Below are 25,621 nucleotides of genomic sequence, written 5' to 3'. Positions count from 1 at the left end.
GCCGGTACCTATTCGTAACCAAGTTCGGAGAATCCCCATGGCGAAGCTCGCCCTGATCGGCGCCACCGGCAATGTCGGTTCCAAGATCCTGGCCGAAGCCCTGAATCGCGGCCACGAGGTCACCGGCATCGTCCGCAACCCGGAGAAGCTGCCGCAGCACCCGAATCTGACCGCCAAGCGCGGCGACGTGTTCGACGCCGACGGGCTGGCCGGGCTGCTGGCCGGGCATGACGCGGTGATCAGCTCGGTGCATTACACCGCCTCCGACCCCGCCCTGCTGCTGCAGGCGGTCAAGGCCTCGGGGGTCAAGCGCTACCTGGTGGTCGGCGGCGCCGGCAGCCTGGAGGTGGCGCCGGGCGTGCAGCTGGTCGACACGCCGGAGTTTCCGGCGATCTACAAGGAGGAGGCGTCCAAGGGCCGCGACTACCTCAACCTGCTGCGCGGCGAGACCGGGCTGGACTGGACCTTCCTGTCGCCCTCGGCGGTGATCGCGCCGGGCGAGCGCACCGGCACGTTTCGCCTGGGCGGCGACCAGCTCCTGGTCGGCGCGGACGGGCAGAGCCGGATCAGCCAGGAAGACTACGCCATCGCCCTGATCGACGAGTTGGAGAAGCCCGCCCATATCCGGCAGCGCTTCACCGTCGGCTACTGAGGCCGCTCGCCCATTGTTGTTCCCGGCGCGACGAATTGTTGTGCGATCGGCGGCTTGACCGCGGATCGCAAAAGCAACTCAATCGCAACGCCACCACCGGGCCCGGAACGGCGCCCCGCCGGGCCCGGCGGAGCGGGCTCAAGCCCCGCGGCATCCCCCCACCTGATCCGGAGACGATCATGGCCGACCTGAACGATCAGCTCGACCGCACCTGGGCGCCGCGCGTGCTCAGCATCCTGCGCATCGCCACTGCCCTGTTCTTCCTGCAGCACGGCCTGGCCAAGCTGTTCGGCTTCCCGCATGTGCCCTATTTCGATGGGCTGCAGCTGTTCTCGCTGGTCGGCCTGGCCGGCGTGCTGGAGATCGTCGGCGGCGTGCTGCTGCTGATCGGGCTGTTCACCCGCCCGGTCGCCTTCATCCTGTCCGGCGAGATGGCGGTGGCCTATTTCATGGCCCACGCGCCGCAGGGCTTCTTCCCGATCCTGAACCAGGGCGAGCTGGCGGCGCTGTACAGCTTCGTGTTCCTGTACTTCGCCGCCGCCGGCGGCGGGGCCTGGAGCCTGGACGCCGTCCGCAATCCGCGCCTGGCGACGGTCTGACCTTTCCGGCGCAGCCCGAGCGAATGCGAGATCGCTCGAGAACGCGTGCGGCGTGAGTCGGCTGGTGGTGGTTTCGAGAACCGGCGCGCAGCGGACGTTCAAGTCCGTGAGCACCGGAAGCGCAGAAACCGCCATCAGACGGCCGCGCCGCGCGTGTTCTCGGGCGATCTCAAGGCGCCGGCTGCTGCTGGGTGATGCAATGGATGCCGCCGCCGCCGAGGAAGATGTCGCGGGCGTGGACCTGGACCACGCGGCGGTTCGGGAAGGCGTCGCGGATGATGCGGAAGGCGCGCTCGTCCTCGGCCACGTCGAAGGCCGGCATCACCACGCCGCCATTGGCGATGTAGAAGTTGATGTAGGACAGGCTCAGCCGCTTGCCCTTGTGCTCCTGCCGGGCCGGCTGCGGCACCTCGATCACCTGCAGCGGCCGGCCCTTGGCGTCCTTGGCCGAGCGCAGGATGTCCAGGTTGGTCTGCAGCACGTCGAAATTGCCGTCGCTCTTGTCGTCGGTCGACAGCGCCAGCACCACGCCCGGCCGCACGAAGCAGGCGATCTCGTCGACATGGCCGTCGGTCTCGTCGTCCTCGAGCCCCTCGGGCAGCCAGATCACGGTGGAGACGCCGAGCCAGTCGCGCAGGTTCTGCTCGACCTGGGCCTTGGTGACGTCCGGGTTGCGGTTCGGGTTCAACAGGCACTGCTCGGTGGTCAGCACCGTGCCCTCGCCGTCGACATGGACGGCCCCGCCCTCGAGCACGAAAGGCGCGCGGAACCGCCGGGCGCCGACATGCTTCAGGATCCGCTTCGCCACCACCGCGTCGCGGCTGTAGGGCTGGTACTTCTGGCCCCAGGCGTTGAAGCGCCAATGCGCGCCGGCCAGATGGCCGTTGCGGTCGAGCAGGAAGGTCGGCCCCGAATCGCGCAGCCAGCTGTCGTCGATCTCCATCGACACCACGTCGATCGGCGTGCCGTTGCCGAGGGTCAGCGACGCCTCCGCCACATCCGCCGGGTTGCAGACCATGGTCACCGGCTCGAACTCGGCGATGGCCCGGGCCACGTCGGCATAGGCGGTGCGGGCGGCGTCCATCTGCTCGCCCCAGACCTCGTCGCGGCAGGGCCAGGCCATCCAGCAGCGGCTGTGGGGCTCCCATTCCGCGGGCATGACGTAGCCGAGGGATGCAGGGACGGTCACAATGGGGTTCCGCAGTGGTTCGGGCTCAAGCGCCAGAGGCTAGCGTCCGCCGCGTCCGGATGAAAGAGCCGGTTTTCAGACCCCAAAAATGGAACGGGCCCGACCAGCCGGCCAGGCCCGAGAAACCGATCGTCCCGAAGGACACTGATGACAGCGCGGCAATCAAATGCGGCGCCGAGAGATCGACTTTTCCCCCTTCGTCAAACGGCGGCCGAACGGCGCCAAACGAATGGTTCCAAAGATCGACAGAAACGACATGAGAAGCTCATGAATTGTTCTCGAACGCCGTAGATATAGTCGATCAGCCGCGGTTTTTGCTCCGGGGGCAAACGCCGAGGGTCACCTGCGCGCCGCGCATGACTAAGAGTCCTGCGCGGCACCACCCAAATGCCGCAACAAAGTGCCGTTCTTGCCCGGCCTGGCTTCAGGTTCCTGCGGCGAAGGCCAGTTGCTCGTCCCGCCGGCGCTTCTTCTCGTGCCGCACCAGCAGGCCCCCGGCGATGATCACGCCGGTGGTGACGATCACGACGATGATGGTGGCCAGCGCGTTGATCTCCGGCGTCACCCCGAGCTTCACCTTGGAGAAGATGTAGACCGGCAGGGTGGTCGAGCCGGGGCCGGAGACGAAGCTGGTGATCACCAGCGTGTCCAGCGACAGGGTGAAGGACAGGAGCCAGCCGGCGATCACCGCGGGCGAGATGATCGGCAGGGTGATCCAGAAGAACACCGTCAGCGGCCGGGCGCCGAGGTCCATCGCCGCCTCCTCGATTGATTCGTCGAGGCTGACCAGCCGCGACTGCACGATCACCGCGACATAGGCGAGGCAGAAGGTGATGTGGGCGATGGTGATCGTCACCATGCCGCGGCCCTGCGGGAAGCCGAACAGCCCTTCCATCGCCACGAACAGCAGCAGCATCGACAGGCCGGTGATCACCTCGGGCATCACCAGCGGCGCCGTGACCATGCCGGAGAACAGCGTGCGGCCGCGGAACCGGCCGAAGCGGGCCAGCACCAGCCCGGCCACGGTGCCCAGTACACAGGCCACGGTGGCGGCGATCGCGGCGATCTCCAGCGACCGCCGCGCCGCGTCCAGCATCTGCTCGTTCTCCAGCAGCGTGCCGTACCACCTGGTCGAGAAGCCGCCCCAGATCGTGACCAGCCGGCTCTCGTTGAAGGAGTAGATCATCAAGAGGATGATCGGCACGTAGAGGAAGGCGTAGCCGAACACCAGGGCGGTGAACAGGAACCAGGGCCGCCTCATCGCTCCGCCTCCTGCTGCTTCGCCTGGACGTACTGGAAGATCATGATCGGGATCACCAGCACCAGCAGCAGCACGATCGCGACCGCGGAGGCGACCGGCCAGTCGGTGTTCTGGAAGAACTCGTTCGACAGCACCTTGCCGATCATCAGCGTGTCGATGCCGCCCAGCAGCTCCGGGATCACGTATTCGCCGACCGCCGGGATGAACACCAGCAGCGACCCGGCGATGATGCCGGGCAGCGACAGCGGCAGGGTGATCAGCAGGAACGCCTTCCACGGCCGGCAGCCGAGGTCCTCCGCCGCCTCGAGCAGCGAGACGTCGAGCTTCTCCAGCGTCGCGTAGAGCGGCAGGATCATGAAGGGCAGGTAGGAATAGACGATGCCGATATAGACGGCGACGTCGGTGTGCAGGATCTCCAGAGGCTGGTCGATGAGGCCGAGCCAGATCAGCAGGTTGTTGAGCAGGCCCTGCTGCTGGAGGATGCCGATCCAGGCATAGACCCGGATCAGGAACGAGGTCCAGAACGGCAGGATCACCAGCATCAGCAGCGGCACCCGCCACTGCTGGCTCGACCGGGCGATGGCATAGGCCATCGGATAGCCGACCAGGAGGCTGAGCACGGTCGAGATCGCGGCGATCTTCACCGAGCTCAGATAGGCGCTGACATAGAGCGGATCGTCGAGCAGGAACTGGAAGTTGCCGATGCTGAGCGAGATCCCGATATGGGCCTCGTCGATCCAGTCCCACAGCGGCGTGTAGGGCGGCTGGCCGATCACCTTGTCGGCGAAGGCGATCTTCAGGACGATGACGAAGGGGATCAGGAAGAACAGGAACAGCCAGACATAGGGCAGCGCGATCACCAGGCTGCGCCCGAGCCTTCCGCCCAGCCGCCGCAGGATCGACGGTCCCGCCGCGACCCGCGGGGCCGCGCCGTCCGCCGTGTCGGTCGCCGTCACCGCGGTCATTGCGTCAGCACCACGCCGGCGAAGGGCTGCCAGGACAGCCAGACCTCGTCCTCCCAGGTGATCGGCATCTCGGTCAGGCGTGAGACGTTGGGCGCCGTCACCCGCACCGTCTTCCCGTTCGGCAGCGCGATCAGATAGATCGAGAGATTGCCGAGATAGGCGATCTCCTTGACCGTCCCCCGGGTGCAGTTGGTCTCGCCTTCGCCGGGCTGCTTCGAGATCGCGATCTTCTCCGGCCGCACCGCGACCCAGACCTGGGTCCCGACCGGCACCGGCAGGCCGTGGCTGATATGGAGCTGGCAGCCGGCTTCCGGGCTGTCGATGATGACATGCCCCGGGTGGTCCTCGGCCACCCTTCCCTCGAACAGGTTCACCGAGCCGATGAAGTCGGCGACGAACTTCGACTGCGGGTATTCGTAGATCTCGGCCGGGGTGCCGAGCTGCGAGATGTAGCCGGAGTTCATCACCGCGATGCGGCTGGACATGGTCATCGCCTCCTCCTGGTCGTGGGTCACGACCACGAAGGTGATGCCGACCTTCTCCTGGATGTTCACCAGCTCGAACTGGGTCTGCTCGCGCAGCTTCTTGTCGAGCGCGCCCAGCGGCTCGTCCAGCAGCAGCAGCTTCGGGCGCTTGACCAGGCTGCGGGCCAGGGCCACGCGCTGGCGCTGACCGCCCGACAGCTGGTGCGGCTTGCGCTTGGAGAAGCGGCCGAGTTGGACCAGGTCCAGCACCTCGGCGACGCGGGTCCTGATCTCGGCCGCCGGCACCCGGTCCTGGCGCAGGCCGAAAGCCACGTTCTGCTCCACCGTCATGTGCGGGAACAGGGCGTAGCTCTGGAACATCATGTTGACCGGCCGCTCATAGGGCGGCACGGCGGTCATGTCGACGCCGTCGATGAAGATCTTGCCTTCGGTCGGCCGCTCGAACCCCGCCATCATGCGCAGCAGCGTGGTCTTGCCGCAGCCCGACCCGCCGAGGAGGGCGAAGAACTCGCCGCGATAGATCGACAGGCTGACATCGTCGACGGCGGTGAAGTCGCCGAACTTCTTGGTCACCTTCTCGATCCGGACGTAAGGCTTCTCGTCCGGATTGCGCCACGGCTGCGGCGCCGTCTGCTGTTTCGGCTTGGCTTGGCCCATCCCCGTCTCCGGACCCTGTCCCCCGATGTGAAGCGGCCGCCGCATCCGGTCTGGGATGCGGCGGCCGTGCTGTCTACTGGCCGGTGCGGAACCGTGTCCAGGTCCGCGTCCGCAGGCGTTCGTAGCTGGACGACGCCTCGGTGATCGCGAACAGCCGCTTCATCACGTCCTCGGGCGGGAAGATGCGGGGATCGTTGGCGATCTCGGGATCCATGAGCTCACGCGAGCCGAGCACCGCGTTGCCGTAACCGACATAGTCGTCGATCCCGGCCATGACCTTCGGGTCGAGCAGGAAGTTGATGTAGGCGTAGGCCTCCTCCGGATGCGGCGCGTCCTTCGGAATCGCCGCCATGTCGAACCAGATCTGCGCCCCTTCCTTGGGGATGAAGTAGTCGATGGTGACGCCGTTCTTCGCCTCCTCGGCGCGGGTCTTGGCGATGTTGACGTCGCCGGACCAGCCGAGCGAGACGCAGACATTGCCGCCCGCCAGGTCGTTGATGTACTGCGACGAGTGCAGGTACTTCAGATAGGGCCGGATCTTCATCAAGGCGTCCTCGGCCTTCTTCAGATCCTCCGGCTTCTGGCTGTTGGGATCGAGGCCGAGATAGTTCAGCACCGAGGGCAGCACGTCGGTCGGGCTGTCCAGCATGGTGATGCCGCAATCCGCCAGCTTCTTGGCGTTCTCCGGGTCCAGCACCATGGCGATGCTGTCCGGCGGGGTGTCGCCCAGGCGCTTCTTCACCTGGTCGACATTGTAGCCGATGCCGACCGTACCCCACTGGTAGATGACCGCGTGCTTGTTGCCGGGGTCGGCGGTCTCGACCAGCTTCATCAGCGCCGGGTCGAGGTTCTTCCAGTTCGGGATCTTGGAGCGGTCGAGCTCGAGATAGACATTGGCTTTGATCTGGCGGGCCAGGAAGGGCTGCGCCGTCGGCACGACGACGTCATAGCCGGAATTGCCGGTCAGCAGCTTGGCTTCCAGCGCCTCGTTGCCGTCATAGGTGTCGTAGACGGTCTTGATGCCGGTGGCCTTGGTGAAGTCGGCCAGGGTGGTCTCGCCGATATAGTCCGACCAGTTGTAGATGTTGACCACCTTCTCCTGGGCCAGGGCCGGCGCCGCCACGGCGCACAGCGCGGCGGTCGCGAGAAGGCTTTGCACGAGACGCTTCATGTAACCGTTCCCTGTCTGTGATCTGTTCGAGACCCGTCGAGCCGGCTCTCCCTTCTGATTCAATGCAACTCGCCGCTGGGAAAACTGTCAATCGCGGCGACGGCGCAGTGCACCAGACGGGCTCGAACCGTCCTCCCTGTGCCCTGCGTTCGTGACATTTGCAACCCCGTCCTCGAACGAGAAGGGCGGCCGCTTCACGGCCGCCCTGCCCGTCACATCCTGCCGAGATCCCGCGCCGTGGCGTCGATCGCGATCCTGGCCCTGCGGATCAGCTCGTCGACCTCGTCGCGCGAGATCACCAGCGGCGGCGCCAGCACCATGGCGTCACGCACGCCGCGCATCACCAGGTCGTTGGCGAAGCAGTGGTTGCGGCACTGGGTGCCGACCGCCCCGTAGTTCGGGAAGCGGCGGCGGGTGGCCTTGTCCGCGACCAGCTCGATCGCCGCGATCAGGCCGACGCCGCGCACCTCGCCGACGATCGGATGGTCGGCGAAGGCCTCGCGCAGCCGGTCCTGGAAATACGGGCCGATATCGGTCCGGGTGCGGTCGACCAGCCCTTCCCGCTCCATGATCCGGATGTTGGCCAGCGCCACGGCGCAGGCCACCGGGTGACCGGAATAGGTGAAGCCGTGATAGAACTCGCCGCCCTGCTCGATCAGCGTCTCGGCCACCCGGTCGCCGACCATGACGGCGGAGAGCGGCAGGTAGCCCGAGGTGATGCCCTTGGCCAGCGTCATCAGGTCCGGCTGGATGCCGAACAGGTCCGAGCCGAACCACTCGCCGGTGCGGCCGAAGCCGCAGATCACCTCGTCGGCGATCAGCAGCACGTCGTGCTGGCGGCAGATGCGCTGCAGCTCCGGGAAATAGCTCTCCGGCGGGATGATGACGCCGCCGGCGCCCTGGATCGGCTCGGCGATCACCGCGGCGACGCTGTCGGGGCCCAGCTCCCAGATCCGGTCCTCGACCGCCTTGGCCGCGAGCTTGCCGAAGGCCTCGGGCTCCAGGTCGCCGCCGTTGTCGTACCAGTAGGGCGCCATGACGTGGTGGAAGCCCGGGAACGGCAGGTCCGCCTGGCGGTGCATCGCCCCCATGCCGCACAGCGACACCGCGGCCATGGTCGAGCCGTGATAGCCGTATTGCCGGCCGATGATCGCCTTCTTGCGGTGCTTGCCCTTCAGGTCCCAGTAGTGCCGGACCATGCGGACGATGGTGTCGTTCGCCTCCGACCCACTGTTGGCGTAGAAGACATGGTTCAGGCCGGCGGGCGTGATCTCCGCCAGCTTGGCCGACAGCTCGGCCGCGGCCGGCGTCGTGGTCTTGAAGAAGGTGTTGTAGAAGGGCAGTTCGAGCATCTGCTCATGGGCGACGTCGGCCAGTTCCTTGCGGCCGTAGCCGACATTGACGCACCACAGACCGGCCATGCCGTCGATCAGCTGGCGGCCTTCGGAATCCCACAGCCAGACGCCCTCGGCGCGGGTGATGATGCGGCTGCCCCCTTCGCTGGCGAGCGACTTGTAGTCGGTGAAGGGGTGCAGGTGATGGGCGGTATCGAGCGCCTTCCACTCGGCGGTGGAGCGGCTGGCGGCAAAGCTGTTCATGACGCGACCTCGCGTGAATCCGGACGGACAGGACGGAAACCAGCCGCCGCTGCGGCGGCCCTCGGTCAGGCGCGGGGCGGGTTGTAGCCGATGCGGGCGCACAGCAGCATCAGCTCCTGCTTGCGCGATCGGCGACTGCGATGGGGCCACGGCCGTGTCATGATCCCATAAAGATATCGTCAATGGCGCACGGCGTCACTAGCCGAGCGACTCGGTGCTCCTAGCTGACCGGCGCGTTGCGGTCGAAGGCGGCGAGGATCGGGCCGACCCGGATGCCCCAGCCGACCGACAGCCCGTCGGGCGCCGACAGGGCCGAGATCGAACCGTCGAGATAGAGCGCGTTGCGGCAGCCCAGCGCGTCGCGGAACAGCCGGGCGAAGCTGCCGAAGCTGACGCCGTCCCGGGATATGGCGAAGACCACGGTGTAGTCGTCGCGGATGCCGACGCCGTTGCGGATCTTGCGCGACGGGCCGTCGTCGCTGAACAGCGGGTGCAGGGCGCCGTCGATCACCAGCAGCGGGCCGGACTGGGTGGCGACCCCGGCGGCCGGGGCCCGGCGCAGATAGGTCCCGGTCTCCAGGATCCCCGCGCGCTCGCCCTCGACATAGAAGACGCCGTTCGGCTTCATGAAGAAGTTGCCGTCGCCGTCCCCCTCATTGGCCGGGTTGAGCTGACGGCCGCCGGAGACGAAGAGGCCGACCGGCGACAGGTCCTCGTGGTACATGCCGGCGTTCATCGACACCACCGGCGGATCGCCTGCCGCGGCCATCGCCCGCTTGAAGGCATAGAGCGAGCCGTAGGGCCGGCCGTCCCGGTCCTGCCAGAACAGCCCGACGCGGTAGCGGCGCAGGTCGAGCTCGCAGACGGTGTAGTCGGCCGCCTCGAAGGTCACCGCCCGGCACGGCTGGCCGACGGCCCCGCCCGTCGGCCCGGTGAAGGACGAGGATCCCGGCGCGGGCGTCAGCGGGGCCGCGGCGGGTGACGGCGGGGCCGGCTGGGCGACCTCGGCGGGCCTGGGGGTGCTGACGGCCGAACCGCAGGCGGCGGTCAGCAGCAGCGCGAACATGGAGAAAAGCCTCGCCAAGTGACGTCCGTCATGGGGCCGGTGACATATCAGCTTCATACAGACCGCCTAGCCTGCCGCGCGTTCGCATCATTCATGCCGGGGGATTCGCACCAAATGATGACATGGCTTCGCCTCGGGCTGATCGGCCTGCTGGTGTCCGCCGCCGGGACCGCGCAGGCCGCCGACCCGCTGACGGGCAAGGAATACAAGGTCCTGCTCGATCCGGCAAAGTTCCAGGCGCAGCCGGTCGCCACCGCCAACAGCTTCCTGTCCGAGCTGCGGACGAAGCTGACCGCCGCCGGCTTCGACCGCACGGTCGACGGCAGCTTCGCGGTCGATAAGATCCGCACCGTCCGCTACTACGATTCGCCGGGCACCTGCCGGCTGGACACTCTGGGCTACAGCTTCCGCGAGCGGGTCGAGGGCACCGAGCGCGAGATCAACCTGAAGTTCCGCTCGGACAGCCTGTCGACCGCCGCCGGCACGGATGTCAGCGGCAGCCACAGCGATGCCGAGACCAAGCTGGAGGCGGACATCACCCCGCCGTTCAAATGGGTCTACTCCCATTCGACCACCGAGCCGCTGTCGGCCACCAAGAACCTGAACATCCTCGACGACGTCGTGGACCTGTTCCCGCCGACCGAGGACCTGAACCTGCCGAGCCAGGAGACGCTGGCGGTCGTCGGCAACCTGTCGATCACCGAGCGCACCTATGACGGGCCGCAGAGCGACCTGGGCCAGCAGGATGCCGAGTTCGACCTGACGCTGTGGTATGCCAACGGGTCCTCGACCGTCGCCAGCGCCGAGGTGTCGTTCAAGGTCGAGGACAAGGACGGCGACTTCACCGCCAAGGTCGACCAGCGCTCCAAGCTGATCTTCGACACCATCCGCGGCATGACCGGCTGGGTGTCGGCCAACCCGACCACCAAGACCCAATGGGTCTACCAGTACCAGCCGAACTTCTGCAATTGACGAAATAGGATCGCGGATGGGGTTCGCATCGGCGCCCCATCCGCGATGCCGACCGGCGCCGGTCGGACGGTCAGTCCGTCCTGTGATATTGCTCGATGTCGTCGAGGACCGTGATGGTCACCATGACGTTCAATGGCGTTGGCCAGTCGACGTGGAGGAGGAACTCCACACCTCCGGAACCGCCCTCGGGGCCGTGGACCCCTATATTGGACACCCAGATATTCGCCGCGCCCAGGTGCGGACGAATGTCTTCAAGACCGCCGAGGCCGCCGGGCCAGAAGAATTCCGCAGCGGTAATGAGGACAGCTGATTTCTTGTTGATCGGGGTCCAATTGAAGTTCTTCCTCGATACACCCTGTTCGTTTGAGTAGAAGACGCGGATTGAACGTGCCATTTCCAAATAACCTCCACCCGTTGAAGCTAAATTTTCGATAATGGAGAGACGCGGCGATCGCCGCAGTCTTTAATGTGCCTGAAAGAAGCTATCGCCGCGTCGTACGAACAGATGATGACGAATGCACCAATAGCTCATGCCGCGCGAGGATCGAGTTGGGCTCGCTCAGGCAAGCCGGTCTGGAGATCCCTACCTCGATTGTGCGATGCAGCAACACTGACACATCTCGCGACAAACCCCGCTCCGCCCGGACAAAGTTCTGAGACAAGCGCCCCGCACTCTTCGCCCCAGGCCATAGGGAGCGGCAGGCATGGGACCCCCGGTGATTCGGACGTTGGCGGGAGTTGTGGCGCTGGCCCTGGTCGGCGGGCTGGCGGGGCTGGGATGGCAAGCGTCGCGGAGCACCGCGGCGACGATGGCCCAGGCGGCCGCGCGGCCGGCCCCCAGCGTCGTCGTGTCGCCGCCGCTGGTGCGGCGGGTGGTCGACCAGCGGGAATATGCCGGGCGGTTCGAGCCGACCGCGAGCGTGGAGATCCGCGCCCGGGTCTCCGGCTACCTGCAGTCGATCGGCTTCGAGGACGGCCAGATCGTGCAGGCCGGCCAGACCCTGTTCACCATCGACCCCCGCCCCTACCAGGCGGCGGTGGCTGAGGCTCGGGCGCAGCTGTCGAGCGCCCGGGCCCAGCGCGACCTGGCCGACCTGGAGCTGCGCCGGGCCGAGCAGCTGGTCGGCACCTCCGCCGTCTCGCGCTCCACGCTCGACCAGCGCCGGCAGCAGAAGCAGGCGGCCGACGCCGCCTTCGAGCTGGCCCAGGCCGGGCTGACCCGGGCGCAGCTGGACCTCGACTTCACCGAGATCAAGGCGCCGATCAGCGGCCGCGTGTCGAACCGGCGGGTCGATGCCGGCAGCCTGGTGTCCGATGCCGGCACGCTGCTGACCACCGTCGTCGCGCTGGACCCGATCTACTTCGTCTTCGACATGAGCGAGCGCGACTTCGTCGCCTATGGGCGGGCGGTGAAGTCGGGCGATCTGCGCTCGATCCGCGACCGCGACGTGCCGATCGAGGCGCGGCTGCAGGACGATGACGGCTGGCCCTACCAGGGCACGATGAGCTTCGTCGACAACCGGCTGGAAAGCGGCGCCGGCACCATCCGCGCCCGCGCCGTGCTGGCCAATTCGGATCTCTTCATCACCCCAGGCCAGTTCGGCCGGCTGCGCCTCGCCTCCTCCGGCGAGCACGACGCCCTGCTGGTGCCCGAGGCGGCGCTGCTGACCGACCAGGCCAGCCGCATCGTCCTGACCGTGGCCGAGGACGACACGCTGCGCGCCACGCCGGTGCGGCTGGGCGCCCGCCTGCCGGGGGGCCTGCGCGTGGTCGAGAGCGGGCTCAAGGCCGAGGACCGGGTGGTGATCAACGGCCTGCTGCGCGCCCGCGCCGGCCAGAAGGTGGTGCCGCAGCCCGGCGAGATCGCGCCGGCCGCCACCGCGATGGTCAACTGACCATGCGTCTGCCCCATCTCTGCATCGAGCGGCCGATCCTGGCGACGGTGCTGTCGGTCCTGATCGTCCTGATCGGCATCGCCGGCTATGTCACCCTGCCGCTGGCGCAGTATCCCGAGATCACGCCGCCCACCGTCATCGTCCGCGCCCAGTATCCCGGCGCCTCGGCGGAGGTGGTCAGCAGCACCGTGGCCGTGCCGATCGAGCAGGAGATCAACGGCGTCGAGAACATGCTCTACATGTCCTCGCAGGCCACCGGCGACGGCCAGCTCGGCATCACCGTCACCTTCGCCCTGGGCACCGACCTCGACGAGGCGCAGGTGCTGGTGCAGAACCGGGTGGCGGTGGCCGAGCCGCGGCTGCCGGAGGAGGTGCGCCGCCTGGGCGTGACGGTGCGGAAGTCGTCGCCGGATATCCTGATGGTGGTGCAGCTGTTCTCGCCGGACGGCTCGCGCTCGCCGCTGTACCTCTCCAACTACGCCACGCTGCGGATCCGCGACGCGCTGCTGCGGGTCGAGGGCGTCGGCGATGTCCGCATGCCCACGGCCCGCGACTACGCCATCCAGGTCTGGCTGGACCCGGACGCGGTCGCCGCCCGCAACCTCACGGCCGGCGAGGTGCTGGCGGCGCTGCGGGCCCAGAACGTGCAGGTCGCCGCCGGCGTGGTGAACCAGCCGCCGGTGCCGTCCGACGGCGCCTTCGAGCTGAATGTCGAGACGCTGGGGCGCCTGTCCGACCCCGCCGAGTTCGAGGACGTCATCGTCAGGACCGACGCCGACGGCCGCGTCACCCGGATCCGCGACGTCGCCCAGGTCGAGCTGACGGCGCAGAGCTTCCGCGGCGGCGCCCTGTTCGACGGGCGGATCTCGCAGCCGATCCAGGTCTTCCAGCAGCCCGGCTCGAACGCGCTGGAGACGGCCGACCGCGTGGTCGCGGCGATGGCGCAGCTGGGCCGCAGCCTGCCGGCGGGAATCGAATACGCCATCCCGTTCAACCCGACCCGGTTCATCGCCGAATCCGTCAGCGAGGTCTACACCGCGATCTTCGAGGCGGTCGCGCTGGTCGTGCTGGTGGTGATCCTGTTCCTGCACAGCTGGCGGGCGGCGGTCATCCCGATCCTGGCGATTCCGATCTCCCTGATCGGCACCTTCGCCGTGATGGCCGGGCTCGGCTATTCGCTGAACAACCTGTCGTTGCTCGGCCTGGTCCTGGCCATCGGCATCGTCGTCGACGACGCCATCGTGGTGGTCGAGAATGTCGAGCGGCACCTGCGCGCCGGCCTGTCGCCGAAGGAGGCGGCGCACAGATCGATGGAGGAGATCAGCGGCGCGCTGATCGCCATCGCCCTGGTGCTGTGCGCGGTCTTCGTCCCGGCGGCGATGATGTCCGGCATCTCCGGCCGGTTCTTCCGCCAGTTCGCCGTGACCATCGCCGCGGCGACCGCGATCTCCGCCTTCGTGTCGCTTACGCTAAGCCCGGCGCTGTGCGCCCTGCTGCTGCGGCCGCATGACGACCACGCGACCAAACCCCGCAACCTGCTGCTGCGCGGCTTGGCCGCCGGCGCCCGCGGCTTCAACGCCGGCTTCGACCGGCTGTCGCTCGGCTATGGCGGGCTGACCCGCCGGCTGCTGCGCGTCGGCCTCCTGGTCCTGGTCGCCTATGCCGGGCTGCTGGGCCTGACCGGCTGGCAGTTCGGCCGGGCGCCGACCGGCTTCATCCCGGTGATGGACCAGGGCTATTTCCTGACCGCGGTGCAGCTGCCGCCCGGCGCCGCCATGGCCCGCACCGACGTGGCGATGAAGGCCGTCTCCGACCGGCTGGACGCCACCCCCGGCGTGGCTCATACGGTCGCCATCGCCGGCCTCGACGGCGCCACCTTCACCAACGCGTCGAACAGCGGCGTCGTCTTCGCCATCCTCGATCCCTACGAGGCGCGGGCGGGGCGCGGCCAGACGGTCGACCGGATCATCGCCGACCTGACCGCGCGCCTGGCCGACGTGCCGGAGGCGCGGGTGGTGCCGATCAAGCCGCCCTCGGTCCGCGGCATGGGCAATACCGGCGGCTTCAAGCTGATGATCGAGGATTTGGCCGGCGGCACGCCGGAGGAGCTGGAAGCGGCGGTGCGCCAGGTCGTGGCCGCGGCCGGCCAGTCGCCCGAATTCGCCAATGTCTTCAGTCCCTTCAACACGGCGACGCCGAAGCTGTACGCCGATATCGACCGGGTGAAGGCGGAGATGCTGGGCGTTCCCGCATCCCGCGTGTTCGAGACGCTCGAGATCTATCTCGGCTCGGCCTATGTGAACGACTTCAACCTGCTGGGCCGCACCTTCCAGGTCCGGGCCCAGGCCGACGCCCGGTTCCGCCAGGACCCGGCGGCGCTGGAGGGGCTGAAGACCCGCAGCGAGTCCGGCGCCATGGTGCCGATCGGGTCGGTCGCGACCTTCGAGGAGCGGGCCGGCGCCTACCGCATTCCGCGCTACAACCTGTACCCCGCGGCCGAGGTGCAGGGCGCCGCCGCGGCCGACGTCTCCACCGGCACCGCGCTCGACCGTATGGAGCAAATCGCGGCCGAGACCCTGCCCGACGGCTACGGCTTCGAATGGACCGAGGTGGCGCTGCAGGAGCGGCTGGCCGACACCAGCGTCCTGTTGATCTTCGCGGCCTCGGCGGTGTTCGTCTTCCTGCTGCTGGCCGCGCTGTATGAGAGCTGGACGCTGCCGCTGTCGGTCATCCTGATCGTGCCGATGTGCCTGCTGGCGGCGCTGACCGGGCTCTTGGCCGCCGCCATGGACGTCAACATCCTGGCGCAGATCGGCTTCGTGGTGCTGATCGGCCTGGCCGCCAAGAACGCCATCCTGATCGTCGAGTTCGCGCGCCAGGCCGAGGCCGCGGGCGCCGACCGCACGGCGGCGGCGATCGAGGCGGCCCGGGTGCGGCTGCGGCCGATCGTGATGACCTCGCTGGCCTTCATCCTGGGCGTGGTGCCGCTGGTGCTGGCCACCGGCGCCGGGGCGGAGATGCGCCAGTCGCTGGGCGTGGTGGTGTTCTTCGGGATGATCGGCGTCACCGCCTTCGGCCTGATCTTCACCCCCGCCTTCTACGTCGCCTGCCGCGGGCTGGAGCAGGCGGCCCGGCGCCTCGCCGCGCCATCCCCGTCGCTGCAGAAAGGCCATGAATGACCACGGATGCGATGACCGCCGCCCTTCGCGAGACCACCGGGCGCTACACGGCCACGGCGCAATGGCTGCACTGGGTTTCGGCGGCGCTGATGCTCGTCGTCCTGGTCCTGGCGTGGGTGATGGAGAGCCTGCCGAACGGCGACGCCTCGCGCGGCACGATCGTCATGCTGCACAAATCGGTCGGGCTGACGATCCTGGCCCTGACCGCCGCGCGGCTGGTCTGGCGGGCGATCCATCCGCCGCCGCCGGCCCGTTGGGCGGCCTGGGAATCGGCAGCGGCCACGGCGAGCCACTGGCTGCTGTACCTCGTCCTGCTGGCGATGCCGCTCAGCGGCTACCTGATGTCCGCCGGCCGCGGCCGCGCCATCCCGTATTTCGGCCTGTTCGACGTGCCGCTGCTGACCCCGGCGACCGACGCGATCTGGCGGATCGGCAGCACCGTGCACGGGGTGGGGCAATGGGCGCTCTATGCCCTCGTCGCGCTCCACATCGCCGCGGCGGTCTGGCACGTCGCCGTCCGGCGCGACGGCACGCTGGACCGCATGCTGCCGGAGCAGACCGGCGGGTGACCCCGGTTCTCAGGGTCCGTAGCGGCGCTGCGCCTCGATCGCCAGGCCGATCCCGACCGCACCGAAGCTGTCCCCCTCCACCACCCGGGCGGCCGGCGCCTCGGCCAGCGCCGCTGCGCGGAAGGCCGGCAGCAAGGCCGAACCGCCGGTCAGGAACACGGCGTCCAGCCGGTCCGGGGTGAGGCCCGCCGCCTGGATGCAGCGCCGGATCAGCGCCGAGAGCCGCCCGACGGCGTCGCGGATCGCCGCATCCAGCACCGCCCGGCCGGCGCGCAGCCCCAGCTTGGGCTCGACCAGGCGCAGGTCGATCACGGTCGGGTCCTTGGCCCCGAGCGCGATCTTCGCCGCCTCGACCCGCAGCGCCAGGCTGTGGCCGAGATTGCCCTCCAGCACCCGCAGCAGCCGGTCGAATTTCTGCGGATCGCGCGATTCCCGGCGCACGTCGCGCACCTCCGCCACCACCTTGGGGGCGTAGAGCGCATTGATCCGGCTCCAGGTCGCCAGCATGTGGAAGTAGCGGCTGGGCGCCACCGCGCCCGGCCGCTTCATCTTCGTCCCCATGCCCAGCGCCGGCATCACCGTGGCCAGGCTGAACAGCCGGTCGACATCGGTGCCGCCCAGCCGGATGCCGTCATTGGCCAGGATGTCGGCGGCGCGGTCGGGCAAGGCCCTGCGCTGCGGCCCGAGCCGGACGATCGAGATGTCGGAGGTGCCGCCGCCGATGTCGACGATCAGCGCCACCTCCTCCCGGTCCAGCCCGGCCTCATAGGTGCGGGCGGCGGCGATCGGCTCGTATTCGAAGGACACTTCGGCGAAGCCGGCCTCGCGCGCGATCGCCTGCAGCGTGTCCTGGGCTTTGCCGTCGCCGGCCGGGTCGTCGTCGACGAAGTGCACCGGCCGGCCATGCACCACCCGCTCCAGGGCATGGCCGCAGGCGGCCTCGGCCCGCGCCTTCATCTCGGCCAGGAAGATCGCGATCACCTGCTTGAAGCCGATGCGCTCGCGCCCGACCCAGGTGTCCTCCTCGATCAGCGGCGTGCCGAGCACCGACTTGATCGAGCGCATCAGCCGCCCGTCCAGGCTCTCGACGTACGAATCAATGGCCGAGCGGCCGAAGCGCGGCGCGCCGCCGACCAGGTCGAACCAGATGGCGCTGGGCAGCGTGGTCGCCGCCCCCTCCAGGGGCAGAAGCCGCGCGCCTGCGGCATCGACGATGCCGAGGGTCGAGTTCGAGGTGCCGAAATCCAGGCCGCAGACCGCCATCTCCGCCTCCGCCGCGCAACGCCAAAAAGCCCCGGGTCCGGTCGGACGGGGCTGTGAAGGGGCGGCGCTTTTAGCGCATGTGTGGGCCGGAGGGAAGAGGCCGCGGCGAGTCTACGCCGTCGCAGCCCCCGGCAGCCCGAACGCCCCCGCCACCAGCTCGTAGCTGCGCAGCCGGGCGGCGTGGTCGTGGATCATGCTGGTGATCATCACCTCGCTGGCCACGGTCTCGCCGGCCAGCCGCTCGATCTCGGCCCTCACCGTTTCCGGCGTGCCGACGATCTGGTTGCGTCGGGCGCCCTCGGCCACGCGTTTCTCCTCCGGCGTGTAGGGGTAGGACAGCGCCTCCTCGGGGCTCGGCAGCAGGCCCGGCCGGTTGGTGCGCAGCCGCACCCAGGACAGCTGGTGCGGCGCCGCCAGCCGTTCGGCCTCAGCCGCGTCCTCGGCGCAGTAGACCGAGACGGTCAGGATCGAATGCGGCTCCCGCATCGCCGCCGAGGGGCGGAAGCTGGTCCGGTACAGATGCATCGCGGGCATCGTGTATTGCGGGCTGAAATGATGGGCGAAGGCAAAGCCGACGCCGAGATGGGCGGCGAAGCGGGCGCCGAAATCGCTGGAACCGAGCATCCAGACCGGCGGCAGCGGCACGTCCTCCGGCACCGCACGGACCGCGCGGAAGCCGTGATCCGGCGGGAAGGTTCCGTCGGCGAAGGCGCGCAGCTCGGCATATTGTTCGGTGAAGTCGTCGGAGACGACGGCGTCGCGCGACCGGCGCATCGCCAGCGCCGTCAGCTGGTCCGATCCCGGGGCGCGGCCGAGACCGAGGTCGATCCGGCCCGGATGCAGCGCCTCCAGCATCTTGAAGGCCTCGACCACCCGCAGCGGCGCGTGGTTCGGCAGCATCACCCCGCCGGAGCCGACGCGGATCCGCTGCGTCACCTGGGCGATATGACCGATCAGGATCTCCGGCGCGGTCGAGGCCACGCCGGGGATCGAATGATGCTCGGCCACCCAGTAGCGGGTGAAGCCCAGCCTGTCGGCCAGCCGGGCGAGATCGAGCGAGTTGCGGACGGCCTGGCCGGGCGGAGAGCCGGAGGCGATCGGCGCGAGGTCGAGGACCGAGAGCGGCAGAGTCATGATCTGAACTTTGGCGGTCGCGGCCGAGGTTCAAGGCACGAGGCGATCCGGCGCGGCTGCGGCGCGGGCATGGCCGGCATCCGCCGCGGACGTCATCCGGGGCTGGACAGGGCCAGAGACTCGTGCCGGATCCAGTCGAGATAGCCGGCGTCGCCGGCCTCGACCCGCAGCGCCGTGATGCAGGGCAGCTCATAGGGGTGCAGCGCGCGCACCCGGGCGGAGAGATCGGTGAAGCGGTCGGCGCGGGTCTTGGCGATCAGCACCGCCTCCGCCGCTTCCTCCACCCTGCCCTGCCAGCGGTAGATCGACCGCATGCCGGGCAGGATGTTGACGCAGGCGGCCAGCCGCTCCTCGACCAGGGCCCGGCCGATGCGGGCGGCCTCGGCCTCCGAGGGGGTGGTGACGTAGGCGAAGACGACGGCCATTGTCTCCTCCATGGGCATTCCGCGAGGGACGTTTCGCGTCAGGCGCCCGCCTGCGCGCTGCGACGCGCCGCCACGCCCGGCGCGACCGCGCAGAGCAGCTCGAACATCAGGGTCGCGCCGGTGACGGCGGTCAGGCCCGACGGGTCGAAGGGCGGCGCGACCTCGACCAGATCGGCGCCGATCAGGTCCAGCCCGGCCATGCGGCGCACCATCCGCTGCGCCTCGCGGGTGGTGATGCCGCCGATCTCGGGCGTGCCGGTGCCCGGCGCCATCGACGGGTCGAGGGCATCGATGTCGAAGGTCGCGTAGACGGGCCCGGATCCCAGGATCTCCAGCGCCTCGTCCATCACGTCGTCGGGGCCGCGGCGGTCGAACTCCTCGATGAAGATCATGCGGATGCCGCAGGCATTGGCGAAATCGTAGTTGCCGGCGTCGGAGATCGCCCCGCGCAGCCCGATCTGGACCATCCGCTTCGGGTCGACCAGCCCCTCCTCGATCGCCCGCCGGAACGGCGTGCCGTGGTTGTAGGGGTTGCCGAAGAAGCTGTCATAGGTGTCGGAATGGGCGTCGAACTGGATCAGCCCGACCGGACGGCCTGTGGCCAGGCCGCGCAGGATCGGCAGCGACACCAGGTGGTCGCCGCCGGCCGAGAGCGGCACCGCGCCGGCTTCGCGCAGATCCGCATAGAAGGCGCCGATCGACTCCAGCGACGTGGCCAGGCTGATCGGGTCGACCGGAGCGTCGCCGCAGTCCCCGACCCGCACCAGGTCATAGGGCGAGATGCCGGTGACGTGATGCACGCGGCGCATCAGGCTGGACTGGTTGCGCAGCTCGCGCGGGCCGTGCCGCGCCCCGGCGCGATTGGTCACGCCGCCATCGAAGGGCACGCCGACCAGGGCGATGTCGACCTCGGCCGGGGTCGCCAGCGGCAGGCGCATGAAGGTCGGGATGCCGGCGAAGCGCGGCACCTGCCCCGAATCCAGCGGCTCGAACTTGCCCGTCAAGGCCACCTCCCGATCATCCCCGCCCCGGCGAGCGCCCGGGCGGGGGGAGATTCAGCGGAATCAGACGTTCAGCAGCAGGTTCTCGCGCTCCCAGGAGCTGATGACGCGGTGATAGGCGTCGTACTCCTTGTTCTTCACCCACCACACCGCGTCGACCAGCTTCTCGCCCAGCACCTCTCGCAGCGGGCGCGAGGCGGAGAACTTGTTGAGGCTGTCATAGAGGTGCCGAGGCAGGGTGAAGGCCAGGCGCTTGGCCGAGCCCTCGACCGGGTTCGACGGCTGCATCTCGTTGACGATGCCGAGATAGCCGCAGGCCAGCGACGCCGCGAACATCAGATACGGATTGCAGTCGGCGCCGGCGACCCGGTTCTCGACCCGCTTCGCCTGCGGCTCGTCGATCGGCACGCGGAAGCCGACGGTGCGGTTGTCCATGCCCCAATGGACGTTGATCGGCGCGTCGCTCTCCGGATCGAGGCGGCGGTAGGAGTTCACGTTCGGCGCGAACAGCGGCATCGCCGCCGGCACGAATTTCTGCAGTCCGGCGATATAGGCCAGGAACAGCTCGCTGTTCTCGCCGTCCTTGGTGGCGAACAGGTTCCGGCCGGTCTTGGCGTCGTTCACGCTCTGGTGCAGATGCATGGCGCTGCCGGGCTCGTTCTGCAGCGGCTTGGCCATGAAGGTGGCGTAGACGTCGTGGCGCATCGCCGTCTCGCGCACCGTGCGCTTGAAGATCAGCACCTGGTCGGCGAGGTCGAGCGGATCGCCGTGGTTGAAGTTGATCTCGATCTGCGCCGCCCCGGCCTCATGGGCCAGGGGGTCGACGTCGAGGCCCATCGCCTCGCAATGGTCGTAGATCTCCTCGAAGATCGGGTCGAACTCGTTGACCGCGTCGATACCGTAGGACTGGCGCCCGGTCTCCGGCCGGCCGGACCGGCCGACCGGCGGCTCCAGCGGGTAGTCGGGATCGATGTTCTTCTTGACCAGGTAGAATTCGAGCTCCGGCGCCACCAGGGGCTTCCAGCCCTTCTCCTCGTACAGCTTCAGCACCCGCCGCAGCACGTGGCGGCAGGACAGCTCGCAGGGGCTGCCGTCGACATACTCCGCGTCGCAGATCACCTGCGCCGTCGGCTCCTCGTACCAGGGCACGATGCGGATGCTGTCCGGATCCGGCACCATGTAGATGTCGATATCGGCGGCGTTGGTGACGTCGTCGTCGGGGTATTCCCCGGTCACCGTCTGCATGAAGATCGATTCCGGGATCCGCATCCCGCGGGTCTTCAGGCCCTTGATGAACTTGTCGTCGGGCAGGATCTTGCCCCGGGCGATCCCGTTGATGTCCGGGACCAGGCACTCGACTTCGGTCACGCCGTTGTCGTGAATGAAGTCCACCAGCTTTTGCATAAAATCATGGTCAGCCCCTTTAGGCGGACCCCGCTTCTCGTTTCAGCCGGGCCACCATAGCCGAGCCCCCCGGGGGGGTGGGAAGGAGAAACCGGCGTCCGCATGGCCGCTCCGACTCGGCCCGGCTTGACACTGCCCGGACGGCTGCGAGGATGAAGGCCTCGTGGCAACAATTGCGTGACCAAATGCATGAACGCACATCGAACGACATCGTAAGGAATTTCCGCGCGCAATTTCCTGACATCACGCACATCGACGCCCTGGTCTGCGACATGTGCGGCGTCCTGCGCGGCAAGAAGGTCCCGATCGGCACGCTGGACAAGATCTTCCGCGACGGCCTGACCTTCCCCGGCTCCCTCTTCGCCACCGACATCACCGGCGAAACGGTCGAGGAGACCGGCCTCGGCTTCGCCGACGGCGACGCGGACCGCGACTGCTTCCCCGTCCCCCACACCCTCGACCCGGTCCCGTGGCTGTCGCGCCCGACCGGACAGGTGCTGCTGGCGATGCGGGACCTCGACGGATCCCCCTTCTTCGCCGATCCGCGCACCGTCCTGGCCAATGTCGTCCGGCGCCTGCGGGACGACGGGCTGCACCCGGTGGTGGCGGTGGAGCTGGAGTTCTATCTGGTCGACCGCAAGCGCGGCGAGGACGGCCGGCCGCGGCCGCCGATGTCGCCGATCAGCGGCAAGCGCCAGGATACCACCCAGGTCTACGGCATCGACGAGCTGTACGATTTCAACGACCTGCTTCACGAGATCTACGACACCTGCGTGGCGCAGGGCATCCCGGTCGACAGCCTGGTCTCGGAATACGCCCCCGGGCAGTACGAGATCAATCTGCGACACGTCGACGACCCGCTCGAGGCCTGCGACGACGCCGTGCTGTTCAAGCGGGTGGTCAAGTCGGTCGCGGCCAAGCACGGGGTCGAAGCCACCTTCATGGCCAAGCCCTACCCGGACCAGGCGGGCAGCGGCTTCCACATCCATATGAGCCTGCTGGATGCCGCCGGAGCGAACATCTTCGCCGCGGAGGACCCGCACGGCACCCCGGCGTTGCGCCAAGCCATCGGCGGCCTCGGCGCGACCATGGCCGAGGGCATGGCGGTGTTCGCCCAGAACCAGAACGCCTTCCGCCGGTTCCAGCCGAACTCCTACGTGCCGCACGCCCCGACCTGGGCCGCCAACAACCGCAGCGTGTCGCTGCGCATCCCGCCGGGCAAGCCGGAGGACCGCCGGGTCGAGCACCGGGTCGCCGGCGCCGACAGCAACCCCTATCTGGTGGTCGCCGCGGTGCTGGCCGGGGCGCATCACGGCATCAGGCGGCAGATCGATCCGGGCCCGCCGATCCAGGGCAGCGCCTATGACAAGATCGAGCCGACGCTGACCTCGTCCTGGATCGTGGCGCTGGAGCAGCTCGACGGCTCGGCCTTCTTCAACGAGTATTTCGGCCGCCGGTTCCTCGACGTCTACCTGGCCCTGAAATGGGCCGAGCGGGACAAGTTCTTCTCCCAGATCAGCCAGCTCGAATACGACTGGTACCTGAGCAAGGTCTGAGGACCGGAGCCGCGGGCTAGGCTCGTTTCCGGCGCTCCTCCGGGCCGGCCACGACGGTCGCCGGCCTGGGGGAATGCCGGGCCGGCACCTTCAGCGAGCGGACGCCGGACGCCTCGGGTGCCGGACGGCGCTGCTGGGCTGCGGCCCTGCGGTCGGGCGCGTGGATATCGAGCAGCTCGGTCAACCGTTCCTGGTTGTCGGCCGTCATCTCGGCACGGGTCGCGAAGGCCAGTTCCCGCGCCTCGCGCTCGCCGAGCAGGGCGATGGAGAACTTCTTCTGCCGGCGCACGCCGTCCTGCGTCCAATAGGCCGTCCAGAAGGCGGAGGTCCCGCCGGGGCGGACATAGCGCGCGACGCCCGGCACGCCATGCGGCGTGTTCTTGCGCGGCAGAAGCCGCGTCCGCAGCGACCGGATCTCGTGGTGCTCGTCGAGATGCTCCAGCGCGAATGCTTCGGCGGCGGCCTTCGCCTTGGCCGATGACCCATGAGCCAGGTCGGAGAAGAACTTGCGCGTGTGACGCCCGGCGACCGAGTACCGCACGAGCCAACCGAGCATTCGCTTTTCGGGATTGTCAATTCGGCTGACGCGCATCGAGATCTCCGTTCTGGTCAATGGATACTGGCATAGCGGGCAGCCCTTTTGCAGCGATTGTCGACACATTAAGCATTTGTATGATTCCGGTGGCCAGCCCTGACGGCCGGCGGGGTGCGGACAGTCCGCGTCGAGGAGGATCGAATGCTTGAGCTGCGCCCGAACTGCGAATGCTGCGACAAGGATTTGCCGCCCGAGTCGCATGACGCGGTGATCTGCAGCTTCGAATGCACCTTCTGCACGAGCTGCGCCGAGACGGTGCTGGGCGGCCGCTGCCCGAACTGCGGCGGCGGCTTCGCCCCCCGGCCGGTCAGGCCCGCGGCGGCGCTGGCCCGCCACCCCGCCTCGACCATCCGGGTGCTCAAGCCCGAGGGCTGTGGGCCCCGCTCCGGCTGAACCGCCGGCGTTGGAGACCGCAGGACGGCGATACGACGCTTGCGTTCGGAACTTAAATGTTATGATATAACATTAAATTATCGGACGAGAGCCATGCCGGACCAACCGCACCACACCGTCGAACAGATTGCCCCGGGCATCCATACCCCCGCGGGCTTCACCCGCGCGACCGACGAGATCCGCCGTGTCCTGGCCGAGCTGGAAGCCGTCGGCCTGTCCGCGGCCGCGCTGTCCTCGGCGCTGCTGACCGAGGCCATGCCCCGGCTGGTCGCGGTCCACGGCACGTCGCGCTGCGCCGGCCTTCTGGAGTCGCTGGCGCTCGGTCTGCGCCTGGACGAGGTCGCGGCCGATCCCGCCCCGCGCCGGCTGGTGTCGTGACCATGGACACCCGTCTCCCCGTCACCGTCCTGTCCGGCTTCCTCGGCGCCGGCAAGACGACGCTGCTCAACCACATCCTGCGCAACCGCGAGGGCCTTCGGGTCGCGGTGATCGTCAACGACATGAGCGAGGTGAACATCGACGCCGACCTGGTCCGCAGCGGCGATGCCGATTTCAGCCGCACCAGCGAGACCCTGGTGGAGATGACCAATGGCTGCATCTGCTGCACCCTGCGCGACGACCTGCTGCGCGAGGTCCGGCGCCTGGCCGAGCAGGGCCGCTTCGACTGCCTCGTGATCGAATCGACCGGCATCTCCGAGCCGCTGCCGGTCGCTGCGACCTTCGACTTCCGGGACGAGGACGGCGCTTCGCTGGGCGACGTCGCCCGCATCGACACCATGGTGACGGTGGTCGACGCCGCCAACCTGCTGGCCGATTTCAGCTCGACCGATTTCCTCCGCGACCGCGGCGAGACCGCCGGCGACGAGGATGGCCGCACCCTGGTCGACCTGCTGGTCGACCAGATCGAGTTCGCCGACGTGGTGGTGATCAACAAGATCGACGCGGCGACGCCGGAGCAGCGGCAGATGGTCCGCCGCGTCATCGCCGGGCTGAACCCGGAAGCGGCGATCGTCGAGGCGAATTTCGGCGCCGTCGCCCTGGATTCGATCCTCGGCACCGGCCGCTTCGACTTCGACCGGGCCCGCGAGCACCCGCTCTGGTTCAAGGAGCTGTATCAGTTCGCCGAGCACAGGCCGGAGACGCTGGAATACGGCGTCGAGAGCTTCGTCTACCGGGCCCGCCGCCCCTTTCACCCGGCCCGGCTGCATGCCGCCTTCCGGCAGCCCTGGCCCGGCGTGATCCGCTCCAAGGGCCATTTCTGGCTGGCGACGCGGCCCGGCTGGGTCGGCGAGATGAGCCAGGCCGGCGCCTTCCTGCGGCACGAGGCGATCGGCTTCTGGTGGGCAGCGGTCCCGCGGGACCGCTGGCCGCAGGATCCGGAGATGCGCCGGATGATCGAGGCCCGCTGGGACCCGGTGTTCGGCGACCGGCGGCAGGAGCTGGTGTTCATCGGCATCGGCATGGACCAGGCGGCGATCCGGCGCGACCTGGACGCCTGCCTGGTCGACCCGCGCGCCGCCGCGGGCTTCGACCCGGCGGGCTGGGCCGACCTGCCCGACCCCTTCCCGGCCTGGCGCCGCGCCGCCTAGCCC

General features: G+C 68.7%; 24 protein-coding genes. 10 read left to right on the top strand and 14 right to left on the bottom strand.

Annotation, left to right across the window (positions count from 1 at the left end; genetic code table 11):
• Positions 1-37 precede the first annotated feature (37 nt).
• On the top strand, positions 38-652 hold the full coding sequence (locus LG391_RS00715) for an NAD(P)-dependent oxidoreductase (RefSeq protein WP_225764629.1): 615 nt from the start codon (positions 38-40) through the stop codon (positions 650-652).
• Between the two features lie 179 nt (positions 653-831).
• Positions 832-1,251: a DoxX family protein gene (locus tag LG391_RS00710; RefSeq protein WP_374200699.1), complete on the top strand. Its 420-nt coding sequence runs from the start codon at positions 832-834 to the stop codon at positions 1,249-1,251.
• A gap of 169 nt (positions 1,252-1,420) precedes the next feature.
• Here LG391_RS00710 and aguA read toward each other — a convergent pair whose 3' ends face one another.
• The 7 genes from aguA to LG391_RS00675 form a co-directional block, all read right to left on the bottom strand.
• On the bottom strand, positions 1,421-2,440 hold the full coding sequence (gene aguA / locus LG391_RS00705; RefSeq protein ID WP_225764627.1) for an agmatine deiminase: 1,020 nt from the start codon (positions 2,438-2,440) through the stop codon (positions 1,421-1,423).
• Positions 2,441-2,864: 424 nt separating this feature from the next.
• Positions 2,865-3,701 (bottom strand): ABC transporter permease subunit, encoded by an 837-nt coding sequence (locus LG391_RS00700; protein ID WP_225764625.1) that lies wholly within the window; start codon positions 3,699-3,701, stop codon positions 2,865-2,867.
• The gene (locus LG391_RS00695) at positions 3,698-4,666 is read right to left on the bottom strand and encodes an ABC transporter permease subunit (RefSeq protein WP_225764623.1); all 969 of its coding nucleotides are present in this window, start codon (positions 4,664-4,666) and stop codon (positions 3,698-3,700) included. The genes LG391_RS00700 and LG391_RS00695 overlap by 4 nt, the downstream gene beginning before the upstream one ends.
• Entirely contained in the window at positions 4,663-5,808 is a 1,146-nt protein-coding gene (locus LG391_RS00690; protein ID WP_225764621.1) for an ABC transporter ATP-binding protein, read from the bottom strand. The genes LG391_RS00695 and LG391_RS00690 overlap by 4 nt, the downstream gene beginning before the upstream one ends.
• Before the next feature lie 73 nt (positions 5,809-5,881).
• Entirely contained in the window at positions 5,882-6,979 is a 1,098-nt protein-coding gene (locus tag LG391_RS00685; RefSeq protein WP_225764619.1) for a polyamine ABC transporter substrate-binding protein, read from the bottom strand.
• Positions 6,980-7,191: 212 nt separating this feature from the next.
• Entirely contained in the window at positions 7,192-8,577 is a 1,386-nt protein-coding gene (locus LG391_RS00680) for an aspartate aminotransferase family protein (RefSeq protein ID WP_225764617.1), read from the bottom strand.
• A gap of 220 nt (positions 8,578-8,797) precedes the next feature.
• Positions 8,798-9,643 (bottom strand): phosphodiester glycosidase family protein, encoded by an 846-nt coding sequence (locus tag LG391_RS00675; protein ID WP_225764607.1) that lies wholly within the window; start codon positions 9,641-9,643, stop codon positions 8,798-8,800.
• 114 nt (positions 9,644-9,757) lie between these two features.
• On the opposite strand from LG391_RS00675, the gene LG391_RS00670 reads away from it, so the two are divergent.
• A complete protein-coding gene (locus tag LG391_RS00670) occupies positions 9,758-10,615 on the top strand; it encodes a hypothetical protein (RefSeq protein ID WP_225764604.1) in 858 nt (285 codons plus the stop codon).
• A gap of 70 nt (positions 10,616-10,685) precedes the next feature.
• On the opposite strand, the gene LG391_RS00665 is transcribed toward LG391_RS00670, so the two are convergent.
• On the bottom strand, positions 10,686-11,009 hold the full coding sequence (locus LG391_RS00665; RefSeq protein WP_225764593.1) for a hypothetical protein: 324 nt from the start codon (positions 11,007-11,009) through the stop codon (positions 10,686-10,688).
• Positions 11,010-11,319: 310 nt separating this feature from the next.
• Here LG391_RS00665 and LG391_RS00660 point away from each other — a divergent pair, with 310 nt between their 5' ends.
• From LG391_RS00660 to LG391_RS00650, 3 genes are read left to right on the top strand one after another with little or no spacing between them, the layout of a single operon-like run.
• Positions 11,320-12,510 carry an efflux RND transporter periplasmic adaptor subunit gene (locus LG391_RS00660; protein WP_225764591.1) on the top strand — a complete coding sequence of 397 codons (1,191 nt, stop codon included), beginning with the start codon at positions 11,320-11,322 and terminating at the stop codon, positions 12,508-12,510.
• Positions 12,511-12,512: 2 nt separating this feature from the next.
• Entirely contained in the window at positions 12,513-15,689 is a 3,177-nt protein-coding gene (locus LG391_RS00655; protein ID WP_225764589.1) for an efflux RND transporter permease subunit, read from the top strand.
• Positions 15,686-16,258, top strand: coding sequence for a cytochrome b (locus tag LG391_RS00650; RefSeq protein ID WP_225764588.1), 573 nt, complete (start codon positions 15,686-15,688; stop codon positions 16,256-16,258). The genes LG391_RS00655 and LG391_RS00650 overlap by 4 nt, the downstream gene beginning before the upstream one ends.
• 9 nt (positions 16,259-16,267) lie before the next feature.
• Here LG391_RS00650 and LG391_RS00645 read toward each other — a convergent pair whose 3' ends face one another.
• The 5 genes from LG391_RS00645 to LG391_RS00625 form a co-directional block, all read right to left on the bottom strand.
• Positions 16,268-17,521, bottom strand: a complete 1,254-nt coding sequence (locus LG391_RS00645) for an Hsp70 family protein (RefSeq protein WP_225764586.1) — start codon at positions 17,519-17,521, stop codon at positions 16,268-16,270.
• 111 nt (positions 17,522-17,632) lie between these two features.
• Entirely contained in the window at positions 17,633-18,655 is a 1,023-nt protein-coding gene (locus LG391_RS00640) for an LLM class flavin-dependent oxidoreductase (protein WP_225764584.1), read from the bottom strand.
• Positions 18,656-18,747: 92 nt separating this feature from the next.
• Complete coding sequence (gene cutA, locus LG391_RS00635; protein ID WP_225764582.1) at positions 18,748-19,080, bottom strand: divalent-cation tolerance protein CutA; 333 nt, start codon at positions 19,078-19,080, stop codon at positions 18,748-18,750.
• 38 nt (positions 19,081-19,118) lie between these two features.
• Positions 19,119-20,090 (bottom strand): agmatinase, encoded by a 972-nt coding sequence (gene speB / locus LG391_RS00630; RefSeq protein WP_374200698.1) that lies wholly within the window; start codon positions 20,088-20,090, stop codon positions 19,119-19,121.
• Between the two features lie 54 nt (positions 20,091-20,144).
• The gene (locus tag LG391_RS00625) at positions 20,145-21,485 is read right to left on the bottom strand and encodes a glutamine synthetase family protein (RefSeq protein WP_225764571.1); all 1,341 of its coding nucleotides are present in this window, start codon (positions 21,483-21,485) and stop codon (positions 20,145-20,147) included.
• Between the two features lie 185 nt (positions 21,486-21,670).
• On the opposite strand from LG391_RS00625, the gene LG391_RS00620 reads away from it, so the two are divergent.
• Positions 21,671-23,041 (top strand): glutamine synthetase family protein, encoded by a 1,371-nt coding sequence (locus LG391_RS00620; RefSeq protein WP_225764569.1) that lies wholly within the window; start codon positions 21,671-21,673, stop codon positions 23,039-23,041.
• Positions 23,042-23,057: 16 nt separating this feature from the next.
• Here LG391_RS00620 and LG391_RS00615 read toward each other — a convergent pair whose 3' ends face one another.
• The gene (locus LG391_RS00615; RefSeq protein ID WP_225764567.1) at positions 23,058-23,633 is read right to left on the bottom strand and encodes an AP2/ERF family transcription factor; all 576 of its coding nucleotides are present in this window, start codon (positions 23,631-23,633) and stop codon (positions 23,058-23,060) included.
• 144 nt (positions 23,634-23,777) lie between these two features.
• Between LG391_RS00615 and LG391_RS00610 the strand changes: the two genes are divergently transcribed.
• The 3 genes from LG391_RS00610 to zigA all read left to right on the top strand — a co-directional run bounded on the left by LG391_RS00610 (position 23,778) and on the right by zigA (position 25,618).
• Positions 23,778-24,029 carry a DUF1272 domain-containing protein gene (locus tag LG391_RS00610; protein ID WP_225764565.1) on the top strand — a complete coding sequence of 84 codons (252 nt, stop codon included), beginning with the start codon at positions 23,778-23,780 and terminating at the stop codon, positions 24,027-24,029.
• Between the two features lie 93 nt (positions 24,030-24,122).
• Positions 24,123-24,407, top strand: a complete 285-nt coding sequence (locus LG391_RS00605; RefSeq protein ID WP_225764555.1) for a hypothetical protein — start codon at positions 24,123-24,125, stop codon at positions 24,405-24,407.
• A 2-nt stretch (positions 24,408-24,409) separates the two neighbouring features.
• On the top strand, positions 24,410-25,618 hold the full coding sequence (gene zigA, locus LG391_RS00600; RefSeq protein WP_225764546.1) for a zinc metallochaperone GTPase ZigA: 1,209 nt from the start codon (positions 24,410-24,412) through the stop codon (positions 25,616-25,618).
• Positions 25,619-25,621 lie beyond the last annotated feature (3 nt).

Source organism: Inquilinus sp. Marseille-Q2685 (assembly GCF_916619195.1).
In the GTDB taxonomy this organism is placed as follows: domain Bacteria; phylum Pseudomonadota; class Alphaproteobacteria; order DSM-16000; family Inquilinaceae; genus Inquilinus.
The sequence above is the reverse complement of the archived record's forward strand: the minus strand, read 5'-3'. Positions and strand labels throughout refer to the sequence as shown.

Bases quoted from the DNA above. Each gene is read 5' to 3' on its own strand.
- LG391_RS00610 (WP_225764565.1), top strand. From the start codon at position 23,778: ATGCTTGAGCTGCGCCCGAACTGCGAATGCTGCGACAAGGATTTGCCG.
- LG391_RS00625 (WP_225764571.1), bottom strand. From the start codon at position 21,485: ATGCAAAAGCTGGTGGACTTCATTCACGACAACGGCGTGACCGAAGTC.
- LG391_RS00690 (WP_225764621.1), bottom strand. From the start codon at position 5,808: ATGGGCCAAGCCAAGCCGAAACAGCAGACGGCGCCGCAGCCGTGGCGC.
- LG391_RS00665 (WP_225764593.1), bottom strand. From the start codon at position 11,009: ATGGCACGTTCAATCCGCGTCTTCTACTCAAACGAACAGGGTGTATCG.
- LG391_RS00605 (WP_225764555.1), top strand. From the start codon at position 24,123: ATGCCGGACCAACCGCACCACACCGTCGAACAGATTGCCCCGGGCATC.
- LG391_RS00615 (WP_225764567.1), bottom strand. From the start codon at position 23,633: ATGCGCGTCAGCCGAATTGACAATCCCGAAAAGCGAATGCTCGGTTGG.
- LG391_RS00670 (WP_225764604.1), top strand. From the start codon at position 9,758: ATGATGACATGGCTTCGCCTCGGGCTGATCGGCCTGCTGGTGTCCGCC.
- LG391_RS00655 (WP_225764589.1), top strand. From the start codon at position 12,513: ATGCGTCTGCCCCATCTCTGCATCGAGCGGCCGATCCTGGCGACGGTG.
- LG391_RS00650 (WP_225764588.1), top strand. From the start codon at position 15,686: ATGACCACGGATGCGATGACCGCCGCCCTTCGCGAGACCACCGGGCGC.
- LG391_RS00715 (WP_225764629.1), top strand. From the start codon at position 38: ATGGCGAAGCTCGCCCTGATCGGCGCCACCGGCAATGTCGGTTCCAAG.
- LG391_RS00710 (WP_374200699.1), top strand. From the start codon at position 832: ATGGCCGACCTGAACGATCAGCTCGACCGCACCTGGGCGCCGCGCGTG.
- LG391_RS00660 (WP_225764591.1), top strand. From the start codon at position 11,320: ATGGGACCCCCGGTGATTCGGACGTTGGCGGGAGTTGTGGCGCTGGCC.
- LG391_RS00680 (WP_225764617.1), bottom strand. From the start codon at position 8,577: ATGAACAGCTTTGCCGCCAGCCGCTCCACCGCCGAGTGGAAGGCGCTC.
- LG391_RS00695 (WP_225764623.1), bottom strand. From the start codon at position 4,666: ATGACCGCGGTGACGGCGACCGACACGGCGGACGGCGCGGCCCCGCGG.
- LG391_RS00700 (WP_225764625.1), bottom strand. From the start codon at position 3,701: ATGAGGCGGCCCTGGTTCCTGTTCACCGCCCTGGTGTTCGGCTACGCC.
- LG391_RS00685 (WP_225764619.1), bottom strand. From the start codon at position 6,979: ATGAAGCGTCTCGTGCAAAGCCTTCTCGCGACCGCCGCGCTGTGCGCC.
- zigA (WP_225764546.1), top strand. From the start codon at position 24,410: ATGGACACCCGTCTCCCCGTCACCGTCCTGTCCGGCTTCCTCGGCGCC.
- LG391_RS00640 (WP_225764584.1), bottom strand. From the start codon at position 18,655: ATGACTCTGCCGCTCTCGGTCCTCGACCTCGCGCCGATCGCCTCCGGC.
- cutA (WP_225764582.1), bottom strand. From the start codon at position 19,080: ATGGCCGTCGTCTTCGCCTACGTCACCACCCCCTCGGAGGCCGAGGCC.
- LG391_RS00675 (WP_225764607.1), bottom strand. From the start codon at position 9,643: ATGTTCGCGCTGCTGCTGACCGCCGCCTGCGGTTCGGCCGTCAGCACC.
- LG391_RS00645 (WP_225764586.1), bottom strand. From the start codon at position 17,521: ATGGCGGTCTGCGGCCTGGATTTCGGCACCTCGAACTCGACCCTCGGC.
- LG391_RS00620 (WP_225764569.1), top strand. From the start codon at position 21,671: ATGCATGAACGCACATCGAACGACATCGTAAGGAATTTCCGCGCGCAA.